The following is a 25895-nucleotide window of genomic DNA, read 5'->3' as shown; positions in this document are numbered from 1 at the left end:
AAATCATGATCTTATCGAATGAAACAGCCCTGCCGTGGTGGAAAGTCTTCTTTGAATTGGTCTATCTTACACAACTTTTTCATTCCGATCGCGCGCAAACTCGGTTTCCGAACTATTCCTCAAGCACAACGCGCACTCTCTAACCAACTCGATAGAGTTTTTTCTTTCTTTGTATGAAACCACCCTGCTCCCCTTAGCAAGGGGAGACAAAGCACAGCTTTGGCGGGGTGGGGTGCATTTCTGGAGATGTCTACTATTTATTTTTACGCTTCATGCAAATTTTGCACTAATTGCCAATCTGCTGCAATGCATATAACCAAAAAGGCTTTACTTAAATTTTATAATTCATATTTCCGATTAAATACGGTTGTGGTATTGTTTATGGTATAGTTCTGTTATCAACAATATTTCTCAACTAAAAGCTAATCAAGGTGTTATGCACGAATAAGCTATACCGTTTCAAAACTGCAAGCCTTGACAATCAAGGTTTTTCATAAATAAAACAGGTAGTTTATTTTGGCGTGGCTCCTAACTTAGTTTTTGCTTGACTCAGGGTGTCTAGCACTGGATTTACAGCCATTTTCAACTGGGTAGAAGCCCATCGTCGGGGTATGGCAGTGCTGTTCCTCAACTCTTGTATTCAATTCCGATGAAATTCGCTGTAACAATTTTCAGTGGCAAGAAATGAAAAATAGTGGAAGGAACCAAACACAACATTGACCTGCAATGAGAACGGTTTCTTCCACTACAAAAAAATGCAGACTTTACTGGCAGTTACAGCAGTTTTCATGTATTTCAACCACATCTGTCGTAAGGGCACAGCATTGCTGTGCCCCTACCGCGTGGTCTATTTACCTGAAAATAGCTGTAATGATGGCAAAGCAGATTCAACGATTGCCACAGCCACTATCACCGTTTATCCACTAACACCAACACATAATTTATGCCAACGATTATTGGGATTAGTTCGACACCGATTACCGTGGATGCTGAAGATAATCTGCTCACTTACGGACTCGTAAAATCTACGACAGGTGTAAGTGTCCTCAACCTATCACTGAATGTAGAAGGTTTAATACCAGAAGAAGGGTTAGTAGTCAATGTTGTCAGCAATATTGACTTGTTGAAGTACCTGAATGGGTTGGGCACCTCACCCTTTGCACCAGGTGCCGAAATCCTAGAGGGAATTTACGACGAAACAGGCAAAGGCATTGGCTTCAAGGTGAAGGTGGCAACCCCGAATTCATTGATCGCTTTCCGCTTAAAGAGTGAGCTACCAGCAGATGAGTTAGAAACAGTCACCTTCTCCGTGCAACCAGGAAATGGGTACAATGTGAACCCAGAGAGTGATTCCACAACATTTCCTGTATACAACACTATACAAGACGTTCCCACTCCTAGCGTCACCCCAGAAGTTAGCTTCACGGCCACCAATACAACCATAGTAGAGTCACAAGGCGATCGCATCACCTTCAACTTCACCCTCAGCGAACCTCCACCAGCAGAAGGTGTAACTATCTTTGTCGGTGGCGGTGGATTCGGTAGTTTGGGCGAGTTTGACGTGTTGAATGCCCAAGTGAGCGGTGGTGACTTTCCTGCTGCCAACTTCGCCAGCAATGGTTTCTACTTCCATATTACCGAGCAGACAGCCAGTGTCTCAGTAGCAGCGTTCCCAGATGATACCTCAGAAGGACTTGAGGGCATTAACTTTAGCCTCCAAGGAGGCCCAGGCTACACGGTAAATGCTGCCACCAGCCAGGTGTTAGTGACGATTCAAGACACACCCGAATCGACCTTACCGCAAGTCACACTCATAGGTACACCCACCACCCTAATAGAAGCAGATAGCACAGTATCTCGACACACCTTCACCCTAAGTGCGCCTCCCTCAGCCGATGGGCTGATTGTCTCGGTCAGCGCTGCTAATTTGAGTGAATTTGACCTGGCGCAAATCAGCGTTACTGGCGGCAGTATTACGGCAGTGAGAGCCGATGGCTTTGACTTGAAGTTCACCAGCCAAGAGGTTTTAATTGAATTGCCCGTGAAGAATGATGGAGTAGCCGAAGGAACAGAAACGGCCGTCTTCACCTTGTTAGCGGGAACAGGCTACGTAATTGGTGAGAGTAGCCAAGCCACATTCACCATTTTAGATACCCCTCAACCCCTGAGCGCAGAAATCGAAAGCAATGACACCATTGCCACAGCCAATAACACCTTATTGAGCGCCGCCAATCCCACACTTGCCATCACTGGGGCAATTGATTACAACGCCGCCAACCGTTATCGGATCAACCCTACAGACGCAGGCTTTACCTATGTTGATAACACCGAAGATGTAGACCTGTATAAAGTTGAGTTGAAAGCAGGCGATCGCTTGGCGCTTGACATCGACGCTCAACAAAACGATTCTACCCTCTCCTCAGCCCTGCAAGTTTTTGATGCCAGTGGTCAAGTACTAGCAGCTAACCGCAGAGCGCCTGCTCCTAATGAAATATTCCTCTCCCGCAACGACTCTTATCTCGATTTCACCGCATCTGAGGCAGGGACATACTACGTTGGAGTCAGTAGCAATCCGAACTACAACCGGAGTGTCGAAAATCCCACTCTCACCAATTTTGACCCCTACAATCCCAACCAGCAGGGAAGCGGCACAGGTACAAGCAGCGGCACTTATACCCTGAATCTGAGTCTCAACCCAGAAGTTGGTACAGTTGTCAATCCTCCCCTACCTGTTCCCAGGGGTACTAGACCCATCATCTCCTTAGAAACAATTACTGGTACTTACTCTGGTCGTGATACAGGTGAAAAGATTCTCTCTCCATACCTGGTAACATCTCCACCAGAGGGTGCAGCAGTATTAGTCATCTCTTTGCAGGCAGACGGGGACATTCCCGAAGCTGGCGCTGATGTCACCATCAACTCCAACATCGTCCTGCGGGAATACTTCGGTAACTCCGTCAGAAACAAACCCTTCAGTGTAGGTGGTGAAGTTGGCAATGCCATTTATGACGCACAAACAGGTGAAGCGACGGGCTTTACTTTCAACCTCACCCAGAATAACGCCTACATCAGCTTCATTGTTCCCACCACTACCGAGATTGAAGGCTCTCAATCAGCCACCTTCGCTTTATTACCTGGTGACAACACCAGAGTTAACCCAAATGCTGACTCGTCTACAGTTACCTTCTACGAAACTTTAGAGCAAGCACCCCCACTAACGGTTATTCCCAAGGTAGGACTGGAGGTTAGCCAGACGCGGCTCGTCGAGTCAGAAGGAACTTCTACCGTACTCACATTTACCCTAGACCAGGCACCACCACCCGAAGGTGTACTAATCTATGTCAATAGCAGTGTTACTGGAGCGGTGGCTGAGTTTAACGTCTTCCAAACCGAAGTCAATGGTGCTTCCTTCCCCTATGGCAACTTCCAGGCAGGTGGTTTTTACGTCAAACTGACTGAGCAGACCGCGACTCTTACCCTGTCGGCTTTTGATGATGCGGAAGTTGAAGGCATAGAATCTCTGAAATTTGAACTTCAGTCAGGTGAAGGATATACAATTGATCCAATCAAAGCAGCCGTTACTTTTACACTGCTTGATACGCCGACATCTCAGATTCAAGTTAGCGATGAACTCAGTCCCACTAATCTGATTGAGTCGGCAGAAACAGTAGTTGAGAACGAAGGTGACAGCCTGCAAACCGTCAATGATGTCATCCCACAGGCAATTGATACGAAACTGGACAAAGATAACACCAGCTTCAAGATTCAGGCGGAAATCGGCAATGCACCAGGGAACTTCATCGATAAATCTGAAGATGTAGACCTGTACAAAGTCGAACTCAAAACAGGCGACAAGATTAAAATTGACACTGACTCCGTGCCTTTTCTAATTGAAGGGTTTGAAAACGACCAATTTGTAGATACGGAACTGCGGCTATTTGACTCCACAGGTCAGCAGTTGGCAACATCGTTTAACAACCCCGCCCCGGATGAGTTATTTGTTTCCAACCGCGATGCCTACCTAGAATTCACAGCCACCGCAGACGGAGCCTACTACATTGGTGTCGCCGCCAATAGTAATCGTTACTATGACCCCTTCACAGCAGGTAGTGGCGGTGGTCGGATTATTCCTGCCTCTGGAACTAACATTGGCAACTACGAACTTAGCATTGACCTCACCGCTGTTCCTCGTCCCCCTGAGCCAACAGTATCCTTCAACACGATCGCTGGAGCATTCGATTCATCAGATAATCTGTTGGCACCAGTCATAGTCAAAACCTTAGAAGATGGCACTTCCCTACTGACATTCGTCTTCAGTGTTGATGGCGAAATCCCAGAAGATGGTCTAGTTGTCACACTCAACAGTGATATTGCTTTCCGAGATTACTTCAGCAACCTGGGAGTCGAACCATTTAGCCCCGGCGGTGAATTTGTCGGTGCAGTCTACAATTCAGATGGCGAAGCCACCGGATTCAAATTCAAACTTACTCAAGCCAACGCCCTCATTAACCTGTCAGTTAAAGACAACAGTGCTGGTGCGACCACCGATACAGCCACCTTTACCCTAGAAGCAGGCACAGGCTACGACGTTGGCGCTGCTAGTTCCACTGTCACCTTCTACGAGAGCCTCGACCAAGTACCTGCTGCGACGGTAACTCCAACGGTTAGCCTCAGCACCAACAATACCTCCCTCAGTGAAGCCACAAATAACACAACCACCTTGACCTTTACCCTCAGCGAACCACCTCCAGCCGGAGGTTTGCTGGTATATGTCAACAGTCCCAGCCAAACAGGGGGAGAAGGTGATGCAACAGGACGCACCCTGGCAGAATTTGATGTCTACAACGCACAGGTTACAGGCGGAGTCTTCCCAGCACCCAACTTTGGTGCCAGTGGTTTCTACTTCAAAATTACCGAACAAACAGCAAGCATTACCCTGCCAGCCTTTGCTGATGGCGAAGTCGAAGGTATCGATGAAATCGCCTTCAACTTGCAACAAGCACCGGGTTACACCATCGACGCTGACGCCCCAGGAGTGACATTAACAGTTGTAGACGATGCAACTTCCCAAATTCAGGTGAGTTTGACAACCTCTCCCTCGGTGTTGGTAGAGTCGGAAGCAACGGTATCACTACATACCTTTAGCCTCAGTGCTACGCCACCAGAAGCAGGTGTCACTGTCTCAGTCAGAGCGCCCAATCTCGGAGAGTTTAATCTGGATGGCATCGTAATTGAGGGTGGCGAAATTGTCGCTGTCCGCAATAACGGCTTTGACCTGAAAATTACTGCCCAAGATGCCACTATTCAGCTGCCTGTGAAGGCGGATGGCATCCCTGAGTTAGTCGAGCGGGCTTTGTTTACCTTACTACCAGGTACAGGATACCAAGTTAACTCAGCCGCTAATTTTGGTAAGTTTACCATCGCCGATATCCCAGAGTTTACGCCCCCTCTGACTGAGGTGAGCGAACCCAATGACACCATAGAGACGGCGTTTGACACCAAACTCAGTTCTGCCTATCCCTTCTTTAGTATCGATAGTGCAATTGACTTTGAGTATGATAACAACTACGAAACTGAGAAAGGCTTGATTTTTGTCGATGCCTCAGAAGACGTAGATTTATACAAGGTTGAACTCAAAGCCGGAGACACCATCAAGATTGATGTTGACGCTAACCAGTTTGAATCAGGTCGTAAGGTGGACACCTCGCTGCGTGTCTTTGATGCCAACGGTGTCCAGGTAGGCTACAACGAAGATGGTGCGGCTCCTGATGAACTGTTTGTTGGCAAGTGGGCATCCTATTTGGAATTTACAGCTCCTGAGGATGGTGTGTATTATGCTGGGGTTGCCATCTACAACAATACAAAATACGATCCACCCCAGCCAGCTAGTGGCAATGGCAACTCGGCTACTGACCCCAATGAGTACGGCACCGGCAAATACACGCTTAACATCAGTCTCAACGATCCGGATGCATTTATCGCCAACCCGACAGAGATTCCTGCTGGTAACGGAGAAGGCCCGGCAATTTCCTTGTTCACCATTGCAGGGACTTACAAGAACGACTTTGACAAACTTGACTTTGGAATTGTCTCACCTGAGATATCAGAAACTGTTGCAGAAGGTGCAACGTCGGCTATTACCTTTGTCCTGACAGCAGAGGGTGAAATTCCCACAGGTGGAATCGAAGTTTTTATCCAGAGTGACAATCCCTTGCTGGACTATTTGGGAAATCGTGATTCTTTCGGTTCTCTCCTCAGTGATAAACCCTTTAGCCGTGGCGGACAGTTTTTAGATGCTGTTTATAACGAAGCAGGTGAAGCAATTGGTTTTAACTTCCGCCTGGAGGAAGCTTTTGCAACGATTGTGATTCCGCCTAGTAATCGGGAAACATCTGAAACCAATGGAGCTGAAACTGTTACTTTCTCTGTAGTGGAGAGCGTAGGGTATACCGTTTCAGATTCCAGCAGTTCTACTGTTACCTTCTACGACACCGTAGCTGAAGTTCCCACACCGACTGTTATCCCAGAAGTCAGCATTGCATTTAGTCAGACGGAACTGATTGAATCAGAGGGAACCACCACTGTGATCACTCTGTCACTCAGTGAACCACCTCCACCAGAAGGGGTGCAAGTTTACATCAGCGGTAATGCCCAAGATGCACTGAATGAATTCGCCATCTTTGATGGCCAGTTCACAGGTGGCGTACCTGCTGCTGATGGTGCAGTTAGCGGCTTCTACTTCAAGCTGTTGGAGCAAACGGCAACCATTACCCTACCTGTGTTCAACAGCACCGACATCGTTGAAGGCATTGAGGAGTTTAAATTCGAGGTCAAACCCGGAGCAGGCTACACTGTCAGTCCAACCAATGGTTCGGCTGTCATTACCATCAAAGACACCCCTGACTCGAAGATTCAAGTGAATCTCAGCACGGAACCAAAAGTGTTGATTGAGACAGAGGAAACTCTAGGCAAGCTCAACTTTAGCTTGAGTGCCACGCCACCCACTGAAGGCGTAATTGTCACAGTCAGTGTTCCCGACCTGGAAGAAAACTTCGTTACAGATAGCCTGGTTGTGGAAGGAGGCTCTCTGGTTGCATCTTCAGCCCAGGATAATACCTTCACTCTGAAGATTACTGAGAAAAACGCTAGTTTGAGTGTGGCGATCGCTAACGATAATATAGCAGAAGGTGTAGAAACTGCTACCGTAACGATATTAGCTGGCGAGGGCTATCAAATTAATCCTGAAGCCAATAGCGCCACTTTCACACTCGTTGATTCTCCAGATCAGGCTCCTGCTTCAACGGCAGAATCAAATGATACTTTAGCAACTGCGATCGCTACTGGTCTGACAGCAACCAATACCAGCGTCACTTTTGACGGCGAAATTGGTGAATATACTGTTGGTGAAGGTGATAATCAGATTCAAGTCGATGGTAGTGAAGATGTAGACCTTTACAAAGTCAATCTCAAAGGCGGGGATAAGCTCTCGATCAACGTTGATGCCGCAGAAATAGACTCCAAGTTGCTTTACTCACAGCTACGGGTCTTCGATGTCGAGGGCAAGGAACTGCTGAAAACTGGCTTCGATGATTTCCAAGCAGCACCAGATGAAGTTTTCTCAACCTTCAACGATCCTTACCTACAGTTTTCTGCTCAAACGGATGGCACTTATTTTGTCGGCATCAGCCAACTTGGCAACGAGTTCTACGATCCCAATACGGTGGGCAGTGGTTCCGGCGAGGTGTACCCTGATTTTGGGATTGAAACTGGTAAGTACACAGTCAGTTTCGGGCTATCTGCTGAAGAACCCACCAGTCCCTTTGGCGACGCGGGTGACAACACCCTAATTGGCACTGCTGACAACGACCAACTGTTTGGCAACGGTGGTAATGACAAACTGTTGAGTAGAGGTGGCGATGACCTACTGTTTGGTGGCTCTGGCAATGACCTGCTGAATGGTGGCGATGGCAATGACCAACTATTTGGCAATGGTGGTAAAGACACTTTGCTCGGCGGTGCTGGCGATGACATCATCTACAGTGGTTCGGGAGACGACTTGATTAACGGTGGTGTTGGCAATGACACCCTCTACCTGAACGGCGGTAATGATGTTGTTGTTTTGGCACAAGCTCAGGGTGTAGATACCATCAACAACTTGCAGATTTCTTTTGGTCAGCGCCTTGGTTTAGGTAGCAGTTTGAGTTATGACCAGTTGACTCTGAGTCAGAGTGGATTAGATACTGTGATTAAAGTCGGTGATGAGACACTTGGAGTACTGAAGCTTGTTCAAGCAAGTAGTCTCAATTCATCGGCGTTTACCAGTGTTTAATTAGCTATGCACAACGCCAGTTAATTAACGTGAGTTCGATGAACCTCTCCTTTAGGCGCTACGGTGTACATACAAGTCTGAAATATCTTACAAATCTGGGTTGGGGCTTGAGTTTTACCCCACCCTAACCCTCCCCGATGCATTGGGGAGGGAACCGGAGATCGGATCTCTCCCCTTTGGAACCGGAGATCGGATCTCCTCCCTTTGGAACCGGAGATCGGATCTCCCGCCTTTGGAACCGGAGATCGGATCTCCCGCCTTTGGAACCGGAGATCGGATCTCCCCCCAATGCATCGGGGGGATTAAGGGGGGTAATGCCATATAGCAGTTGTCGAACTCACGTTTAATTAGTCAAATGTTTGAATGAACAAAGGGGGGACTTTCAGATATTTCATCTGAATCCCCTTTTTCCTCAAGTTGAATGCAAAAGAATTATGGATTTTAGCCTGTTTTATTTCGATGGTGATGGCTCTGTTGCTCGTCCTCATCAATACCAACTTTTAATCGAAAGTGCTAAATTTGCTGACCAAAATGGTTTAACAGCTATTTGGACTCCAGAACGTCATTTTCACGCCTTTGGAGGACTTTATCCAAATCCAGCAATTACTAGTGCAGCGATCGCTATGATTACTAAACAAGTGCAATTACGTGCTGGTAGTTTTGTCCTACCTTTACATGATCCTGTACGAGCTACTGAAGAATGGGCGGTAGTAGATAATTTATCACAGGGAAGGGTAGCGATCGCTTTTGCTTCTGGTTGGACTGTGGATGATTTTGTCTTAGCCCGTGAACCCCATGTTAATCGCAAAGCCGCAATGTGGCGAGATTTGGAGGTGATGCGAAAACTCTGGCGGGGCGAGTCGGTTGAACGTCAGGACGCTACGGGAAAAGTATTTTCAGTAAAAACACTGCCTAGACCTGTACAATCAGAACTTCCTATCTGGATCACTTGTCAGTCGTCAGAAACTTTTGTGGAAGCTGGTAAGCTAGGGGCGCACGTCTTAACTTCGTTGCTCGGTGGTACATTAGATGATATTGCCCCCAAAATTAAACTTTACCGCAACTCTCTAGCAAAACATGGACACGATCGCCAAGCAGGGAAAGTAGCGCTGATGATCCATACTTTTTTAGGGGATGACATCAACGATGTTAAGGAAAAAGTCACGCAACCTTTCTGCAATTACCTTAAAACTCACTACGAATTAATAGAAAGTTTGGCGAAGAGTATGGGCTTAAAAGTCAGCCTGAAAAATTTTTCTGAAGACGATATCGATAGTATACTGCAATTTGGTGTCGAAGGATTTATGAAAGGGCGATCGCTGATTGGTACGCCCGATAGTTGTCGCCCTTTTGTTGAAGAAATTCGCGCCGCAGGTGTGGATGAAATTGCTTGTTTAATTGACTTTGTACAAGATTACGATTTGGTAATGGCAAGTTTACCGTTTGTGAGTCAATTACAACAAAAATTAGCCCCTTCGTTGAGGTAAAAAAGTAAAAGTTTTGTGAATATGCTCTATAGAAAATGGAAGATTTTTAAACTCCTCCAACCCATTAATTCATCGTAGCTAAATTCTGTATCCTCAAAGCCGCCAAAAGCTTTAATTGGACAAGATAATGATGCTTGTGGGGTAGAAACTTAAGTTTCTAACACCGCATCAGCCTGCAATAACTAGGAAATTGTTTGGTGGTCATATTAAAATTACCGCAATAGTTTTTTCTGAGCTAACTTCTTTTTTAATACTCCCAAATAGCGTTGCCCAAACCATTCTCGAAATGGCAAAATAGTAGCATCCCAAAGGTTATTGTACTTTTCACCAGTAGTTAATCCTGTCGCTGGAAATTCACCTTTTCGCGCTCGGTGGTAAGAGCCAAAAACAATATCCCAAATCGGGAAAAATAAAGCAAAATTTTTATCTATATGTTCTGGCTGAAATGAATGATGAATTCTATGGTGTTGTGGCCCAACTATAATTGGTGTGAAAATACCTAATTCTAAACGTAAATTTAAATGGATAAATTGTAACCAGATAATTTCAATAAACGCCAATAATCCTACGGCTATTGGTTCAATGTGAAACAATAAACTCATAGGAATGACAATAAACGCGAGAATCAATGGTTCTTCTAGCCAATGTACCCGCCGAGTACTGGTGACATTTAAGGAAACTTCACTGTGGTGAAATTTATGTTGTTCCCACAAAAAGGAATTGGTATGTTGAAATCGATGTAACCAGTAATAAAAGAAGTCAACAATTAGAAAATAAAAAACTATCCCAAGGATTGTTTCTATCCAATTACTCGGTTCTGGTAGAGTTAAATAAGGGCCGCCCAGCCAATGCCGAGTTATTTCGACTAATGCTCCAATCCCGATCGCATTGAGCAAAAATGCAAATAAAGTATAGACAACATACCACTTTAAGTTAAAAACAATATCACGAAACGGCTGATTTGGCTCCACTGGACGCAACCGTTCAATCAAAATAAAAACACCATATATCAAAAATGCCTTCAGCACATATTTAATAAAGCCGAAGACAGCATCATTCCATTCCATATTTGAAGTAACCTCAATTTGTAGAGCAGAGGGATTATTGGATGCTGTGAATTTTTATAATAATAGCACAGACTGGTGCATAATTATTAGGAATCGCTCTTATTCTACTAGATTGCCACTGTGTTTTCATCATAGTTATTAAGGAGATTCAATGAATTTGAGTATTTTCCTAGCTGCACTTGGCAGCACGGGCATTGAATTTTTAGAAGTTGTAGCGATCGCCTATGCTATTGGTAGCTCTGGCTATGTCCGTGAGGCGATTTGGGGGGCGATTACAGGTTTAGTTGTGGTATTACTAGGAGCGATCGCTCTTGGCACAGGATTACAGTTTCTCCCTCTGCAACCGTTGCAAATCATCATTGGTTTGCTTCTGCTGGGGTTTGGCTGGAGATGGGTAAATAAATCTGTGCGCCGACTAGCAACGGGACGGCGAGCAGGTTGGGTTGATGAGAATGTTCTCGAAAAAGAAGGTATTGCTTTAGATCAGCAATCGCCAGGATTTAGTAAACTGAATTTTTTGATTATGACCAAAAGTGCTGCTCTGGAGGCTTTGGAGGTGGGTGTAATTGTGATTACACTGGGATTAGCCTCTAGTGCTTGGTATGAAGCGATCGCTGCTACAGGACTGGCGCTATTATTATCGCTAGTTGCGGTAGTCGCTCTACATCAATATTTGGTTAAATTGCCAGAGGTGTTAATCAAGCTTGGTGCTGGGATTATGCTCAGTTCTTTGGGAACTTTCTGGTTAGGGGAAGGTATGGGGGTAGAATTCCCTTTTGATGAGTTTTCAATTTTGATTTTGCTTGGGTTATATAGTACTACTGCAGCAGCTGCTATTTATTGGTTGAGAAGGGAAGTTGTAGCGGATTAAAGAGCTATCAATTAAACCTGGAGAACCCCACCCCTTGCTACTACGGTGTACACACAAGTCTGAAATAGCTGATTAACCAAGGTTTTACCCCACCCTAACCCTCCCTTTACAAGGGGAGGGAACTAGATTTCTTGTTTCCCCCCAAAACATCGGGGGGATTAAGGGGGGTAAAACCTTAGCAAGGGGAGGGGAGACAAAGCATAGCTTTGGCGGCGTGGGGTGCAATAACTGTAAGAATCATAACTAATTATCCGAACTTGATATCACGCAAAGGCACAAAGGTAAGAAGTCTAATGGATTGTCGTTACTGTTCGGTGGTTTCTCAAGCTAATGGTGAAGATCCAATTGGCACCGCAGGTACGGTGGATGAATGGTTGCTTGTGGAAGTACCACGTCCCTGGAAGGCTGAACTTTGGCAAGAAAAACCGGAATTTCAGCCACTTTTGCAAGTTGTGGAACGGTTAGCGTCTAACCCGATGCGGTATTTCAAAGGTCGGCTGTTAGCGATCGCTCCTGACAAGGCTTATACTCATCCAGAATGGATCAGAGTCTTTTGTTATCAGCGTCCAGCCCAGCTATTTGCTCAGTATACCAAGCAGGAATATTTACTTCCCCTAACTCAGGTTGCTCTTTTGGCAGAAGCTCTGTTATTTCAGCCGCAAAATTTACCCAGTTTTCAAACTTATCGTCAGCCAACAGAACACATTCGAGAAATTCTGGTTTGTACCCACGCCAACTACGACTTAGCTTGTGGGCGGTTTGGCTATCCCCTTTACCAACTTCTACGCCAAAAGTATGCAACAGAATCAGATAGTCTGCGAGTATGGCAAACTAATCATTTTGGTGGACACCAGTTTGCGCCGACGTTGATTGATTTTCCCACCGGTCAAGTTTGGGGACACCTGAAAGCGGATGTTTTGGATTGTTTGATTTATCGACAGGGTGATGTTTCCCAGTTGCAACCTTTCTATCGTGGCTGGACAGGTTTGGGGAAATTTGAGCAAATTGCTGAGAGAAAAATTTGGATGGAGTCAGGCTGGGATTGGCTGGATTATCCCAAAAATGGGCGTATTTTAGCAAAAGATGAAGGTGGTATGGCGCGATCGCTCCTTAAGGGCATCTTTAAACGTGTTCCATTTCCAAAATTAAAACTTGTGGTTGCAAGATGGGATGAACAAGCAACCTGGGCAAAAATACAGATTGATTACACGAGTAGTAATAATAGCCACCGAGGTGCATACGAAGCCACCGTTAAATTGACGGGAACAGTCACTAGTAAAGGCAAATCTGGAGATGATGTACCCCTAACTACCGTCAACCAGTACAGCATAGATCATCTCTTAAAAATTCGTAATTCGTAATTCGTAATTCGTAATTCCCCATGCCCAATTTTCAAACTTCTTTTGCACTCAATCCTGATCCGACAATTGCCCGTTGGCACAATTCCAGTGACGGATCTCCAGCAACTACTCGTCGCCCTAGATGATGAGCGATCGCAATCATATTTTCTTGAGGCAGCCAGGGAAACACTACTAAGTCTCCTGGTTGCGAAAACATGGTCACTAATTGCTCAAGGGTATTTGTTTGCAAGCTAAAGGGTTGCAGAATGATTACTGTTGCTGCTTCCTCAATCAGCCAATCATGATCCCAATCATCTGAAGTCACAGCAACAGCTAAAGTGACTGGAGGGATTTTAGCAAAAAACTCTGGTGAAGCTGTATCACCGTGAAATAACAGGTGCTGCTGTCCTAACCGCCACCAACGAAATTGGCTCCTAACAGTAGCTTCAGGTGTTGTCTCTACATGAGTGACAGGAACCTCAATAACTGGGGATGGAGAATTGTTTTTTTGGCTGGATTTTGGCAGAATGGCGACAATTTCTGGCTTTATTGCCTCTTGTGATGTAGTTATCGAGTCAGTTTTTTCTTCTTGCTGATGTTTAATAGTTTGGACTAAATCTTTGTGGGTGATGCGCTTACCAGTTTTCGCTTCTTCTAGATACTGCTCCCGCAGTTTTTGGGGTGTGGAGGGTGCAGCAAGTAGATACAAAGCGGAGGTAGCAATGTCAATTTGTGCAAGATTTGCACGGTTGCCAAAGGTTTCATATACATTAATAAAGTTGTATGCTGTCCGACGGCTCCAACCAAATTCTGCTTTCAACCAAGTATCAAATTGTCCATGCTTCAGTTTAGAACGCACTTCTGCCAATCGTTGCCCAATCTCCCAAATGTCCTGGGCAGTCCGCCGTAGCTGCTCTCGGATTTCTGTTGTGTGCTGCTCAACTAAAGTCCGTTGCTCTGGTGTGAGAAGTTCATAATCAAAACGAGTGATAATTGTATCTTTTGTATCCTTGTTACTTGATTTTCTCATTGTGATTTTCCAGATCCATTGGCGAAGAACTCAGCTATTTTGGATTACAGATAGAACATACACAAAATCGTGAGGATAATCTCACTCAGATGTAGCTAGACTTCCTGCACTCAATACACTATATTCTTCATTTTATTTTAAAAGTAGAAAAATATGGAAATTAGACTCACTACAAAAGCTGAGTATTTGGTAGCTGGTAAAATTTTACCTTCTTAACACAAGAGCTTGATGAATAACCTGAATTGCCCATATAATAACCTCAAAGAGCCTCTAGCTAAAGCTAGAGGCTGCGGTGGTGTACACAAGTCTGATTTACCCCACCCTAACCCTCCCCGATGTATTGGGGAGGGAACCGGATTTCTGGTCTTCCCCCTTGTCAAGGAGTGGGGTTCTTTGGGTTTAATAAGTAATTAAGTGAACATGATATTAAACCTTATTCCGGCAACATATATTGTTTAGGAGTGGCAATCTTGACCTCAAAGTTAACCCCATGCTGACAAGCAACAGCAGTCCAGGGATCATTCCTGGTTCTGGAACTGACGCAGTGGATTTATGCCGTCTTAAGGTAGTTAAGGTTGCACCCGATAAGTTTTGGTTAGATCGCGCATTAATTAATTCAATATAAGTGATGTTTTCCAAAGGCGAGTACCACATATTGGAGCGATATCCCAGAGTTTGTCCTCGATGGATGTACCAGAAGCGATTGGGGGATTCAATAGTACCGATGCCCAGTCCATAAGCAGAATAATTCTCTGATGCAATGGGGCTGATGGTCGTCAGCATTTGGTTGAGGGTATCAGGCTCCAACAGTTCGCCGCCGATTAGGGCTTGAATAAAGGTAGCTAAATCCGCAGTGTTGGACACCATCGCCCCAGCAGACCAGGCCCAAGAGAGATTGGCAACAGAAATATCGTTGAGCGTGCCATTTTGATCAAAGTCCCAATAGCCTTTGACATAGCCACCTGGGATAGCTTCTTCTTCGGCAAAAAAGGTATTGCTGAGGGCTAGGGGATCGAGGATGCGATCGCGGATTTCATCTGCAATATTACCTTTCGTTGCCGCTTCCAGCACCATGCCCAACAAGAGAAAGTTGGTATTGGAATACTCCCACAACTCTCCTGGCTCAGAGCTAGCCTCTGTGCCATTAATTAAGCTCACCAGTTCCTCTGGTTGCCAATTATTAAAAAAAACTCCTGGGTTGACCGCAGCCTGTGTAAACAGCACATCGGTATAGTCGGCAAGGCCGCTAGTATGGTTCAAGAGTTGGCGCACTGTAATCCGCTCTGAGTTCGGAATCGCCGCCGTTACTGTCTTTGGTAGTCGGTCAACTAGGGTATCCTCCAGACCAAGGATACCCTCTTCGACTAGTTGTAATATGGTTGTTGCCACGAAAGTCTTGGTAATGCTGCCGATTTGGAAGCGATCGCTAGGCTGTAATTGTGTATCTGTTGCTATGTCTGCCACCCCGCTAGCCCCAAACCAGGTGACTTTAGGGCTGATAATCGCTACGGCTGCCCCCGGAATGTTGCCCCGTGCTTGATCCAGACTTGCCTGTAGCTGCTCTGCCAGGTCTTGATTGACAGAAGATGGTAATGAATTTGTTGCAAGAGTGATCGATAAGGCAGGGGAAGAAATCGATCCAGTTACCAGGGTTACAGCTGGAGCAAACAATAGGGCTGAGGTGAGAATACTTGTTGGGAGGATTCTAAAAAGCATAGTTATGATCAAGGTCAAAAGGACTGCTACGCCAACGTGGTTGTAAAATTACTGCTCCCCAGGGTTCCAGTTAATCCTGTTACCTCAATGATGGCATCAGTAGTGCCGTTAAACCCTGCTGTATTATTATTAATGGCGGCAAAGGTGCGACTTCCAAAGGTAAATCGAGCAGCAAAGTTTGCTCCAAAATTAGCGGTGGTTAATTTAGCTCCAATTCCAGCCTCATTAAGAGTTGCAACACTTCCCGCATTCAAGAATCCGGCTCGTGCAGTGGAAACGAGGAATAGATCATTACCAGCAGTGGCATTGAAGTCTGTAATAATATCAAAATTACTGAACAGGGAATCAGCTAAATTGCGGTAGTCAAAGCGATCCACTCCAAGACCTCCTGTTAGAGTATCTTTTCCACTTCCCCCAGTTAGTATGTCGTTACCAGCATTACCAATGAGGACGTTGTTAGCACTGTTACCAGTGAGGTTGTCGTTACCTGCCCCACCAATAATCGCATCGTCGAATAAGTTAACAGCGATCGCACTGAAACTTGGATTAACAGTGTAGCCTGTTCCAGGCTGGAGTGTATAAACTACGGTTTGTGGACTTTCCACAATTCCATCGACGAAAATCGGCAGACTAACTGTGGCAACTTGAGACTTAATGTTAAAGTAGAACCCTGTAAAATCAAAATCTCCCTCTGGGGCATCACCTCCGGAATAAGCGATCGCAAATAAATCGAGTTGGGTCAATGATTGGGCGATATTGCCTTTCAGGTAAACTGTCACGCCTGCTGATGGCGGGGTTTCACTTAACTCAAAGCTAAAGGTTAAAATAGTACCTTGAGTTTCAACCAGATTTTGAGTATTGGCTGTGATTTTGACTACTGGCGCCATAAGTCATTTCCTGTGTGTAAGTTAAATTTTCGTTACAGATATCGGGATGAGATGATGTCCGGTAAATTGCCTATAATTCTCGCATTACCCCTCCCCAATGCATCGAGGAGGGTGCGCGATAGCGCGGGTGGGATAGTTTTATTATGGGTAATTGAACGGACTTGATATGAATTGGGCAAGCTGCGGAAATAGGGGAGACTCTGAAAAGATTTTTGCTTTACTCTTGCAAAATTTGCACGAATTTGCCTTCTTCAAGGCTAATGAACTTAAGATTGGGAGCTATCTGGTATTAAGTCCTCTACTCGTCGCAAAGAACGCACGCTGTACCCCAAGATTCCTACTATTACCGTGCAAATACTCATGCTGACAAATAGCAAAGTAATGCCTGAACCAATCCGAGTACCAAAGAAGTTACCGAAAATAGGCGCTAAACTCCCCGTCGGACGCATTGCTGGTTCAAATACTTGGTCAGCTAGAAAACCAGCGATTAACGGTGCGATGGTTGAGATCGTCACGCCAATGAGTTGATCTGCTGCTAAAACTCGCCCTTGTAAAGCTGGTGGCACTTTAGTATACCAGATAGCATTACTAGAACTATAAAACATAGGAATAAGTGCTGCTGCCAGAAAATGGGCAACTATCCAAACTGGTAATGTTTGTCCAAGACCGAGAATTGTTCTAAAGAAACCATATCCGGCAAAACCAAGTAACATTCCATGAATGCGGCGTTTAAATCCTCCCCAGGCTCCCAATAGTAGGGCACCGATGACACCGCCAATACCCGCAGCCGTGGTGACAGCGCCGAGAATTTCTGAGTCGCCACCTGTGCGGGCGAGAATCATCGGGCTGTAAAGAGCTTTGCTGATATCATTGGGAATGGCGAATAAAGTAAAGGCGATCGCCATTGCTGTTAAAGAAGGATTTGCCCAAATATAGCGAAATCCAAAGGTCAACTTTTGCCACAGGGTTTCTTGGTGATCATCCACTGTTTTTTCTATAGATGTCCGGGGAATTCTGACAATCAGCAAGGTTACAAAGGAAGCGATAAAAGTCGCTAAGTCAATCCAAAAGATGCTTTGCAACCCAAAACGCGGATAGAGAAACCCTGCTAAGGCGGGGGCAAAAATTGCCGCACTGTAGTTTACAGCACTCCCCAAGCTTTCAGCACGGGTATATTGTTCTTGGGGAACCAGCAGGGCGATGGAAGTTGAATATGCCAGAACTTGTAACTGTCCAAAACCACCATAAAGGGCGACTATTATATATAGATGCCACACCTGTAATTGCTGAGTGAGATATAGCAGCGCTACTGCTAGAGTACATAAAAAGGCGACAACTTCAGCAATGAGCATGAGCAACCGCCGATCGTAGCGATCAACGGCAATACCGGCAAAGGTGGTAATCAGCAATCTGGGTAGTTGGGCGAAGAAACCCACTAACGCCAAAGCTGTTGCTGAACCCGTTTTGTCCCATACCCAAATTGTCAGTGCAAACACTGTCATAAAACTGCCGATGGTTGATACCATTTGACCCAGCCAGATTACCAAAAAAGTTCGCATTGTGGGAAGTTGGAGGAATTGAAGGGACTGGGGCATGGGGGATGGGGCATGGGGCATGAGGCATGGGGCATGGGGCATGGGGCATGGGGAGTGGAGTTCAAAGACTCATTAACGGAGTTCAAAGACTCATTAACGGAGTTCAAAGACTCATTAACGGAGTTCAAAGACTCATTAATGGAGTTCAAAGACTCATTAATGGAGTTCAAAGACTCATTAATGGAGTTCAAAGACTCATTAACGGAGTTCAAAGACTCATTAATGGAGTTCAAAGACTCATTAATGGAGTTCAAAGACTCATTAATGGAGTTCAAAGACTCATTAACGGAGTTCAAAGACTCGTCGGCGAGTATCAAAGACTCATTAACGGAGTTCAAAGACTCGTCGGCGAGTATCAAAGACTCCTGGGCGAGTATCAAAGACTCGTCGGCGAGTATTAAAGACTCATCCCCTATTCCCCATGCCCCATGCCCCATGCCCAATGCCCAATGCCCAATACTTCGGCTTACCTCGGCTTCGCTCGGCACAAGTCGCTCAGTACAAGTGCCCAATGCCCCATGCCCCATGCCCAATGCCCCATGTCTAATATTAAAATTCCCAGGAAATGGTGCCGGTAATAGCAAAAGGCGCACCTGGGACAACGCGGACAATATCGCGGGCACCCTCGAAGTAATCTTGATCGAACAAGTTTTGGAAATTGATCCCAGCGCGGAAGTTGTCGCGGCGATAAAACAGCGATGCATCTGTTCGCCAGTATGAGGGTAGAGTGAATCTATTTAGTAAATCACCTTGTCGTTCTCCTTGGTTAAATAGACCAATGCCAACTCCTAACCCCTTTAGGCTACCAGATTGCAGTTCATAAGTAGTCCACAATCCGAAAGCATTTTTGGGGACATTTTGTAATTGCCTACCCACAAATTCTGGGCGGCTATCTTCCAGAATTTCTGTATCTGTATAAGCATAGCTGGCTGTTAGGTTCCAACCCGGTAGAATTTCCCCAGCAATGTCTAGTTCAATCCCACGGCTACGTTGTTTGCCGATTTGAAATTGTGATAGGGGATCGTCGAGTCCTTGAGCCGCGATATTGCTGCGTTCCAAGTTGTAAAATGCTAGGGTGGTAGAAAGGCGATCGCCTAATAGATTTGCTTTTACACCGACTTCGTATTGAACACCACGTTCTGGTTCAAATGGATCACCATTATCAAATTCTCCAGTCTCATCATTGAAGATGCGAGTTCTGCCAGCAACTGGTTTAAATGATTCGCTGTAGCTGGCATACAATGAAATATTTTCAGTTGGCTTAATTACTAAACCAACACGAGGACTAAAGACAGTATCGCTACGCTCAAAACTTTGGCTGGGGTTAAGTAAATCATCATAGATTTGTTCGGCAAAATCCAAACGTCCACCCAAAACTAAGATAATGCTCTTTGATAGAGAAATTTGATTTTGGAGGTAGAGACCGATAGTGTTTTCCTGAGCGTCAGTGTTAGTATCAATATCCAGATCTAGCAAGCTCGAGGGAATGATGTTCTCAGGGTCATAAACAGGATTGAAGATATTAATGGGACTCAAAAAGTTAATGTTCTGCTGATCCTTAAACCTTTGTCTAGCAAGCTCTACACCGAATAGCAAATTATGTTCAATACTTCCAGTTTGAAATTTACCCTCTAAACTAGTATTGAATGTCAAGGTAGATAATTCACTGGGATTTTCCACCAAGGTTCGGTTGAGAGTTTGTTGATCTGGCTCCAATCCATCTGGTGTATCGGGATTAGTAAAGCTACGGATGGCAATCACCCCAGTATTTTCAGAAACATCTAAAAACGAAGCTAAAAATTCATTTTTTATTGACCAATTAGAACTAAGACGTTGGTCTAATCGATAACCTAAGCGGGTTACGTTTGCTTCACTTTCAGATAGGGAAGGTTCACCCAAGTTGGCATCTAGTGCGACTTTGCCATTGGGGTTAGAAATCACCGTCCCAGAGGCGGGTAAATCTGGTGCTGTCTCAAAGCTGCGGTATTTGAGATATTCTAAATCGACAATTAATGTTGTGTCTTTGTTACTAATCAGCCTGACGGATGGAGATATAAAGAAAGATTCATTATTTTCAAATTGTTTGAAGCTGTCAGCCCGTTCATAGGAAGAATTTAAGCGGTAAGCAACACCATCTGTGCCCAAAGGGCCGGAGAAGTCCAAGGAGGGACGCTGTAAACCGAATGATCCCACTTGATACTCAACTGAATAAAATGGTTGATCTAAAGGTTGCTTTGTGACTAGGTTAATCACTCCACCTAAATCCCCGCGCCCAAACAGCACCGAAGCTGGCCCTTTGAGGAGTTCTAATCGTTCAACGTTACTAATGTCACTATTAAAGCGTAGGGTTTCATCCCGCAGACCATTACGCAAAATATTAGTAGATTCAAATCCCCGAATCACCGGATTTAAAGCTGGGGCTTGGGATGGCGAACGTCCGGTATTGGCGCTACTGGTGTTTTTCAAGATTTCCCCGACTGTGCGCGTACCCTGATCCTTGATCACCTCTTGGGGGATGACTTGAATCGCTTGTGGTACATCGATAATTGGGGTGTCGGTGCGAGTACCAACAGAGGAATTAGGAACTTGGTAGGTTGGCCGGGGACTTTCTCCGATAACGGTGATTTCGATGGGTTCTTCTGGTTCCTGTGCTTCTGAAGTTTGGTCAGCTGGTGGGGGTGGATTTTGGGCGGTGGTAGATGGGGTGAGATTAAAAACTAATCCTTGGTTACTTTGTTGGATATTTGCTGTGGGTAATGCTGCATTCCCAATGACTCTGATCTCAACGGTGTTGGCATCTAACTGGGTAACAGCAACTTCGGCTATATCAGGTGCGGGATTCTGTTGTAAAAAAGATTGTCCTTGTGTTAACTGGAGTTGAGTGTTAGCGACGGTGATGATTAGGGTTTTACCTTCGCTAGTAGTTATGGTGTTTAAAAATTCTGTGGTTGGTGTTTGGAGAACAATTTCTAAACCTTGATTGTTAGAATTGATTTGCACTCCTGTTACAGGAATGGGTGCTGCCCAAGCTGGCTGCAATGCTAAAAGAGTTACTACGCTAGCAACTACTATCGATGGTTGGCAATAATTCCACGTCATGTCAAAGTTTCCTCACTCACACTCGAAAATATTGGGCATTGGCGAGCCAGCGCCGTGGGCGGGTTTCCCGACTTGAGGCGACTGGCGTCATTGGGCATTGAGCATTGGCGAGCCAGCGCCGTAGGCGGGTTTCCCGACTTGTTCGCGCAGCGTCTCCGACAGGAGAAGCAACTGGCGTCATTGGGATAACTCTTGACTTATCTTCCTAATCCCTAATAAAAATGCTGTCATACCGTTTCTTTGTGAAGCTGCATAATTTACCCCCCGGCTACGCCGTTCCCCCAAGGCATCGGGGGGACTACAGAGGGGTTTTATTAAGTGCATCTTCATACATAATTGGTATAAATTTTGCTATTGGCTGATCGCAATCTGTGTATTTCAGTGTCAATTATATACATGGATACAAAAAGCTCAGTATGATAACTATCAAACTAAGATGGCAAATTTTACTAAACTTCTTGAGAAGTATTATGAAAAATAATATATCCTATATTGCATAGGTTAGATTAGAAAAAAAATGATATTTTTACTGTGTTTGCTCTAGTTGCAGATAAAAATAGCGGTAACGTGCAAATTTTTCACAAATTAGTTAGTCAATTTCACTCCCTCATCAAGCAGTTAGTTGCATGGTTATGTCTCGTCAAAGAGAAAATTTCTCAATAGCTCTACAAGAAGCAGTAACACTCCCGGATGTTTTGCTCTTGTGGATACAGGAGCAGCCTAACTCTATCGGGTTCAATTTTCTACAAGACGGAGAAAGTCTTAGTCTTACATATTGGGAGTTAGATCAACAAGCACGGGCGATAGCGCAAGCGCTGACTTGTCAGTTCGCAACTCATTTACAAACCCAGGATTGGCAAAAAGAGCCTGTACTGTTGATGTACCCACCAGGGCTAGAATTGATTGCGGCAATCATGGGCTGTTTTTATGCTGGCGTGATTGCTGTTCCTGTATATCCACCACGTCGCAATCGTAATTTAGATCGGTTATTAGCGATCGCATCTGATGCCCAACCAAGTGGAATTTTGACGACGGTGGCTTTGTCAAGCTCGTTAAAGGCGATCACTACTCTGCCGATAATTGCTACTGATGGCATTTCTTTAGACTTGGCTGATGGTTGGCAACGTCCCTCACTGAATGCCGACAGCATCGCCATGCTTCAGTATACCTCTGGTTCAACTGGTACACCAAAGGGAGTGATGCTCAGTCATGGGAATTTACTGCATAATTTAGCGCAAGTTTATCATCGTTTTGGACATTCATTTAGCAGTAAGTTTGTCAGTTGGTTGCCGCCGTATCATGATATGGGTTTAATTGGGGGAATTTTTCAGCCACTTTATGGCGGTTTCCCTGTGACGCTGATGCCTTCTGTGGCCTTTCTCCAGAAACCAATTCGTTGGTTGCAGGCGATTTCCCAAACCCGCGCCACAACTAGCGGCGCTCCTAATTTTGCCTACGAGATGTGTCTGCACGATATTCGCCCAGAAGAATGTCAAGATTTGGATTTGAGTAGTTGGGAAATCGCATTTACCGGGGCAGAGCCAATTCGGGCACAAACCCTAGAAAAATTTGTCACAACCTTTGCTCAATATGGGTTTCGGTCCGAAGCCTTCTATCCCTGTTATGGGTTAGCAGAAGCAACATTATTTGTCACTGGCGGACATAAGGACAAAGCACCGACTATTGAGACTTTTACTGACCAAAAGGCGATCGTTGGTTGTGGTTGCGCTAGTGCTGAACAAACAGTCATAATTGTTGATCCCGAATCCCGAAAACCACGTTTAGAAGGAGAAGAAGGGGAAATTTGGGTTAGGGGTGCGAGTGTAGCTCAAGGTTACTGGGGTCGTCTAGAGGAGACAGAAGCAACTTTTAGAGCGACTTTGGCATCAGAAGCGGGTTCATTTTTACGAACGGGAGATTTAGGGTTTTTGCGGGGTGAGGAATTATTTGTCACTGGGCGGATAAAAGATATTATTATAATCAGAGGGCAAAATTATTACCCTCAAGATATTGAAGCTAGCGTTGCTCACAGTCATGAAATGCTTAATCCTCATTGGGGAGCGGCTTTCAGTGTGGAATTTTCTGGGGAAGAACGGTTAGTAGTTGTTCAAGAAGTAGAACGTAGTGCTTGGCGATTGCTCGATACCGCAGCCATAATCACAGCCATTCGGGGGGCAATTTCCCGCGAACATGAGTTGCAGGTGTATGCTATTTGCTTGCTCAAACCCAGCAGCATACCCAAAACTTCCAGTGGCAAGGTGCAACGCCATGCTTGTCGGGCTGGGTTTATCAATAAGAGTTTAGATGTAATTTCTCAGTGGGAACTTCAAGATATTACCCCACCCGCGCTAACGCGCACCCCCCTCTGTCCCCCCTTGGTAAGGGGGGATGAAAGGGGTGTAGGAGGGTTGGGGAGGGGTGATTTGGTGGGTAGCAAATACAAAACAGATAACTTAATTGAATGGTTACGAGATTACGCTAACCATCATATTAATTCGCGCTTGATGGATGAACGGCGTTGTATTTCACCCCACATTGTTTTAGATTTTGGCAATCGGGGTTTATTGGGAATGCAAGTACCACTTAATTATGGTGGGTTAGGTTTAGGATATACGGACACCATCAGGATTATACAACAATTAGGGGCAATAGATTCTACCTTAGCGCTGTTTGTGGGACTGAATAACGTGTTGGGAATTCGTCCAATTTTGTTGCATGGTACGTCATCGCTGAAGGAAGAATTACTGCCAATGCTTGCCACGGGAAGGGAATTAGCAGCATTTGCCCTCACTGAACCGGGAGCAGGTGCTAATCCCCAAGCGATCGCATCCCAAGCGATCGCAAATGGTAATGGTTGGCGGTTGCGGGGTGAGAAAATTTGGAGTGGTTCTGCGGCTTGGGCGGGTGTAATTAATGTGTTTGTCCAACATCAACATCAAGGTATTAGCGGTTTTGCAGTGCGTCGGGGTAGCCCTGGATTGCGCCAGGGGAAAGAAGCACTAACAATGGGAATGCGGGGAATGGTACAAAATACCGTTTATTTAGAAGATGTTCCCGTCACATCTGAGCAACTTTTGGGTGGTGTGGGCACTGGGATGAGTGTTGCCCAGGATGCGATGATGTATGGTAGATTAGCGATCGCAGCTGCTTGTGTAGGTGGGATGAAACGCTGCCTCCAACTGATGTGGCGCTATAGTGAACGTCGGCAAATTTCTACCGGACGATTGCTAGAGCATCCTGTGGTTTTACATCGCCTTGAGGAATTGACAGCGGCAATTACCACAGTTGAAACCTTGGTAATGCGAATTTGTGAGTTACTCGACCAAGGAATTACCGTCCCAGTGGAAGCGTACACAGCTTGTAAAATTTCTGCCCCCGAATTTTACTGGATAACAGCAGATTTACTGGTACAAACCTTGGGTGGACGCGGCTATATCGAAAGCAACCTAGCACCACAAATTCTTCGGGATGCGCGAGTTTTTCGGATATTTGAAGGGCCGACGGAAACCTTATGTGGATTTTTGGGTGCGCGTCTGCTGAAACAGGGCGAAGAACTGCAACAATTTCTGACTCAGACTTTGGGTGCAGTGGAAGTAGCTCAAAGATTAGCTAATGCAGTAGAAAGAATTAGCGATCGCTTCACTAATAATATAACTACTCAGCGTTGGGCATCCTATCAACTTGGTGAATTGGCGAGTGATGCTATCCTTTGGGCAGCAATGGGAGGTATGATGGATAAATCAGCGAATATCCAAAGAGCGATCGCTTGGATCAAAAATCGGTTTGAAGAGAAACTCCACCAAGCTTTAAATTTCACACCTGATAACTTGTCATTAGCCAACCTGCAAACAACAGCTAATTTGATTAGTGAGTATGCACAGACGATTGGTGATGTAGAACAAACTTTAGCAGGTGAAGACGATCAGCTAGATGAATTGTTACGTAAATCAACAGTCTCCTTAGAAAATCCAGTTTCCCAGAACTTAACTGTTTTCAACTTCCCCTTGCCAAGAACAGAGTTAACAAGAGGTGGGTTTAATTCCGAAATCCAAACCTGGTTAATCACTTGGTTGAGTCAGAAATTGCACGTTTCTATCTCAGAAATTGACTCAACGAAAGCCTTTGCTGACTATGGCATCGATTCTGTTACGGCGGTAGAATTAGCTCAAGATTTACAAGAATGGTTGGGTATTTCTCATAAATTAGAAGCAACCATCGCCTGGAATTTTCCCACAATTGAAGATTTAGCCCATTATTTGAGCGATACATTTAGAACTCAGCCCGCAAATGGGGAAGCAGGGGGAGAAAATTTTACCCTATCTCCCTCATTAGAAGATTTATCAGCAGCAGAAATGGCAGAACTGCTAGCTCAAGAAATTGCTATAGCACGACAAAGGACACGTTCATGAACACACAAGTCTCAAAATTTTTTTTAACCAACCGCAAAGGACGCAAAGGACGCAAAGGAAGAGAT

At 45.2% G+C, this 25895-nt stretch carries 13 protein-coding genes; 5 read left to right on the top strand and 8 right to left on the bottom strand.

The features are described 5' to 3' along the window. Positions 1–943 precede the first annotated feature (943 nt). Both LC586_RS23495 and LC586_RS23490 read left to right on the top strand, forming a co-directional pair. On the top strand, positions 944–8329 hold the full coding sequence (locus LC586_RS23495; protein WP_229487074.1) for a pre-peptidase C-terminal domain-containing protein: 7386 nt from the start codon (positions 944–946) through the stop codon (positions 8327–8329). 434 nt (positions 8330–8763) lie between these two features. Then, positions 8764–9816: an LLM class flavin-dependent oxidoreductase gene (locus LC586_RS23490; protein WP_229487073.1), complete on the top strand. Its 1053-nt coding sequence runs from the start codon at positions 8764–8766 to the stop codon at positions 9814–9816. A gap of 212 nt (positions 9817–10028) precedes the next feature. On the opposite strand, the gene LC586_RS23485 is transcribed toward LC586_RS23490, so the two are convergent. Then, positions 10029–10883 carry a sterol desaturase family protein gene (locus LC586_RS23485; RefSeq protein WP_229487072.1) on the bottom strand — a complete coding sequence of 285 codons (855 nt, stop codon included), beginning with the start codon at positions 10881–10883 and terminating at the stop codon, positions 10029–10031. A 151-nt stretch (positions 10884–11034) separates the two neighbouring features. Between LC586_RS23485 and LC586_RS23480 the strand changes: the two genes are divergently transcribed. Together LC586_RS23480 and LC586_RS23475 are read left to right on the top strand one after the other, a co-directional pair. Continuing rightward, complete coding sequence (locus LC586_RS23480) at positions 11035–11754, top strand: COG4280 domain-containing protein (protein WP_229487071.1); 720 nt, start codon at positions 11035–11037, stop codon at positions 11752–11754. Positions 11755–12047: 293 nt separating this feature from the next. Further along, positions 12048–13115, top strand: a complete 1068-nt coding sequence (locus LC586_RS23475; protein ID WP_229487070.1) for a ferredoxin family protein — start codon at positions 12048–12050, stop codon at positions 13113–13115. Positions 13116–13146: 31 nt separating this feature from the next. Here LC586_RS23475 and LC586_RS23470 read toward each other — a convergent pair whose 3' ends face one another. From LC586_RS23470 to LC586_RS23440, 7 genes are all read right to left on the bottom strand, one after another. Beyond that, the gene (locus LC586_RS23470) at positions 13147–14124 is read right to left on the bottom strand and encodes a DUF3102 domain-containing protein (protein WP_229487069.1); all 978 of its coding nucleotides are present in this window, start codon (positions 14122–14124) and stop codon (positions 13147–13149) included. A gap of 426 nt (positions 14125–14550) precedes the next feature. Further along, a complete protein-coding gene (locus LC586_RS23465) occupies positions 14551–15840 on the bottom strand; it encodes a serine hydrolase domain-containing protein (protein WP_229487068.1) in 1290 nt (429 codons plus the stop codon). Between the two features lie 26 nt (positions 15841–15866). Continuing rightward, entirely contained in the window at positions 15867–16727 is an 861-nt protein-coding gene (locus tag LC586_RS41205) for a bluetail domain-containing putative surface protein (RefSeq protein ID WP_306423285.1), read from the bottom strand. Between the two features lie 266 nt (positions 16728–16993). After that, complete coding sequence (locus tag LC586_RS23455) at positions 16994–18322, bottom strand: MFS transporter (RefSeq protein WP_229487067.1); 1329 nt, start codon at positions 18320–18322, stop codon at positions 16994–16996. Then, positions 18268–18849, bottom strand: coding sequence for a hypothetical protein (locus LC586_RS23450; RefSeq protein WP_229487066.1), 582 nt, complete (start codon positions 18847–18849; stop codon positions 18268–18270). Before LC586_RS23450 ends, LC586_RS23455 begins: the two co-directional genes overlap by 55 nt. Before the next feature lie 22 nt (positions 18850–18871). After that, entirely contained in the window at positions 18872–21421 is a 2550-nt protein-coding gene (locus LC586_RS23445; RefSeq protein WP_229487065.1) for a TonB-dependent siderophore receptor, read from the bottom strand. Positions 21422–21437: 16 nt separating this feature from the next. Then, positions 21438–21602 carry a hypothetical protein gene (locus LC586_RS23440; RefSeq protein WP_229487064.1) on the bottom strand — a complete coding sequence of 55 codons (165 nt, stop codon included), beginning with the start codon at positions 21600–21602 and terminating at the stop codon, positions 21438–21440. A gap of 451 nt (positions 21603–22053) precedes the next feature. On the opposite strand from LC586_RS23440, the gene LC586_RS23435 reads away from it, so the two are divergent. Further along, complete coding sequence (locus LC586_RS23435; protein ID WP_229487063.1) at positions 22054–25830, top strand: AMP-binding protein; 3777 nt, start codon at positions 22054–22056, stop codon at positions 25828–25830. The last annotated feature ends 65 nt before the right edge of the window (positions 25831–25895 follow it).

It is taken from the genome of Nostoc favosum CHAB5714 (genome assembly GCF_020829495.1).
Taxonomy (GTDB): Bacteria; Cyanobacteriota; Cyanobacteriia; order Cyanobacteriales; family Nostocaceae; genus Nostoc; species Nostoc favosum.
This window is presented reverse-complemented; position numbering and strand designations above follow the sequence as displayed.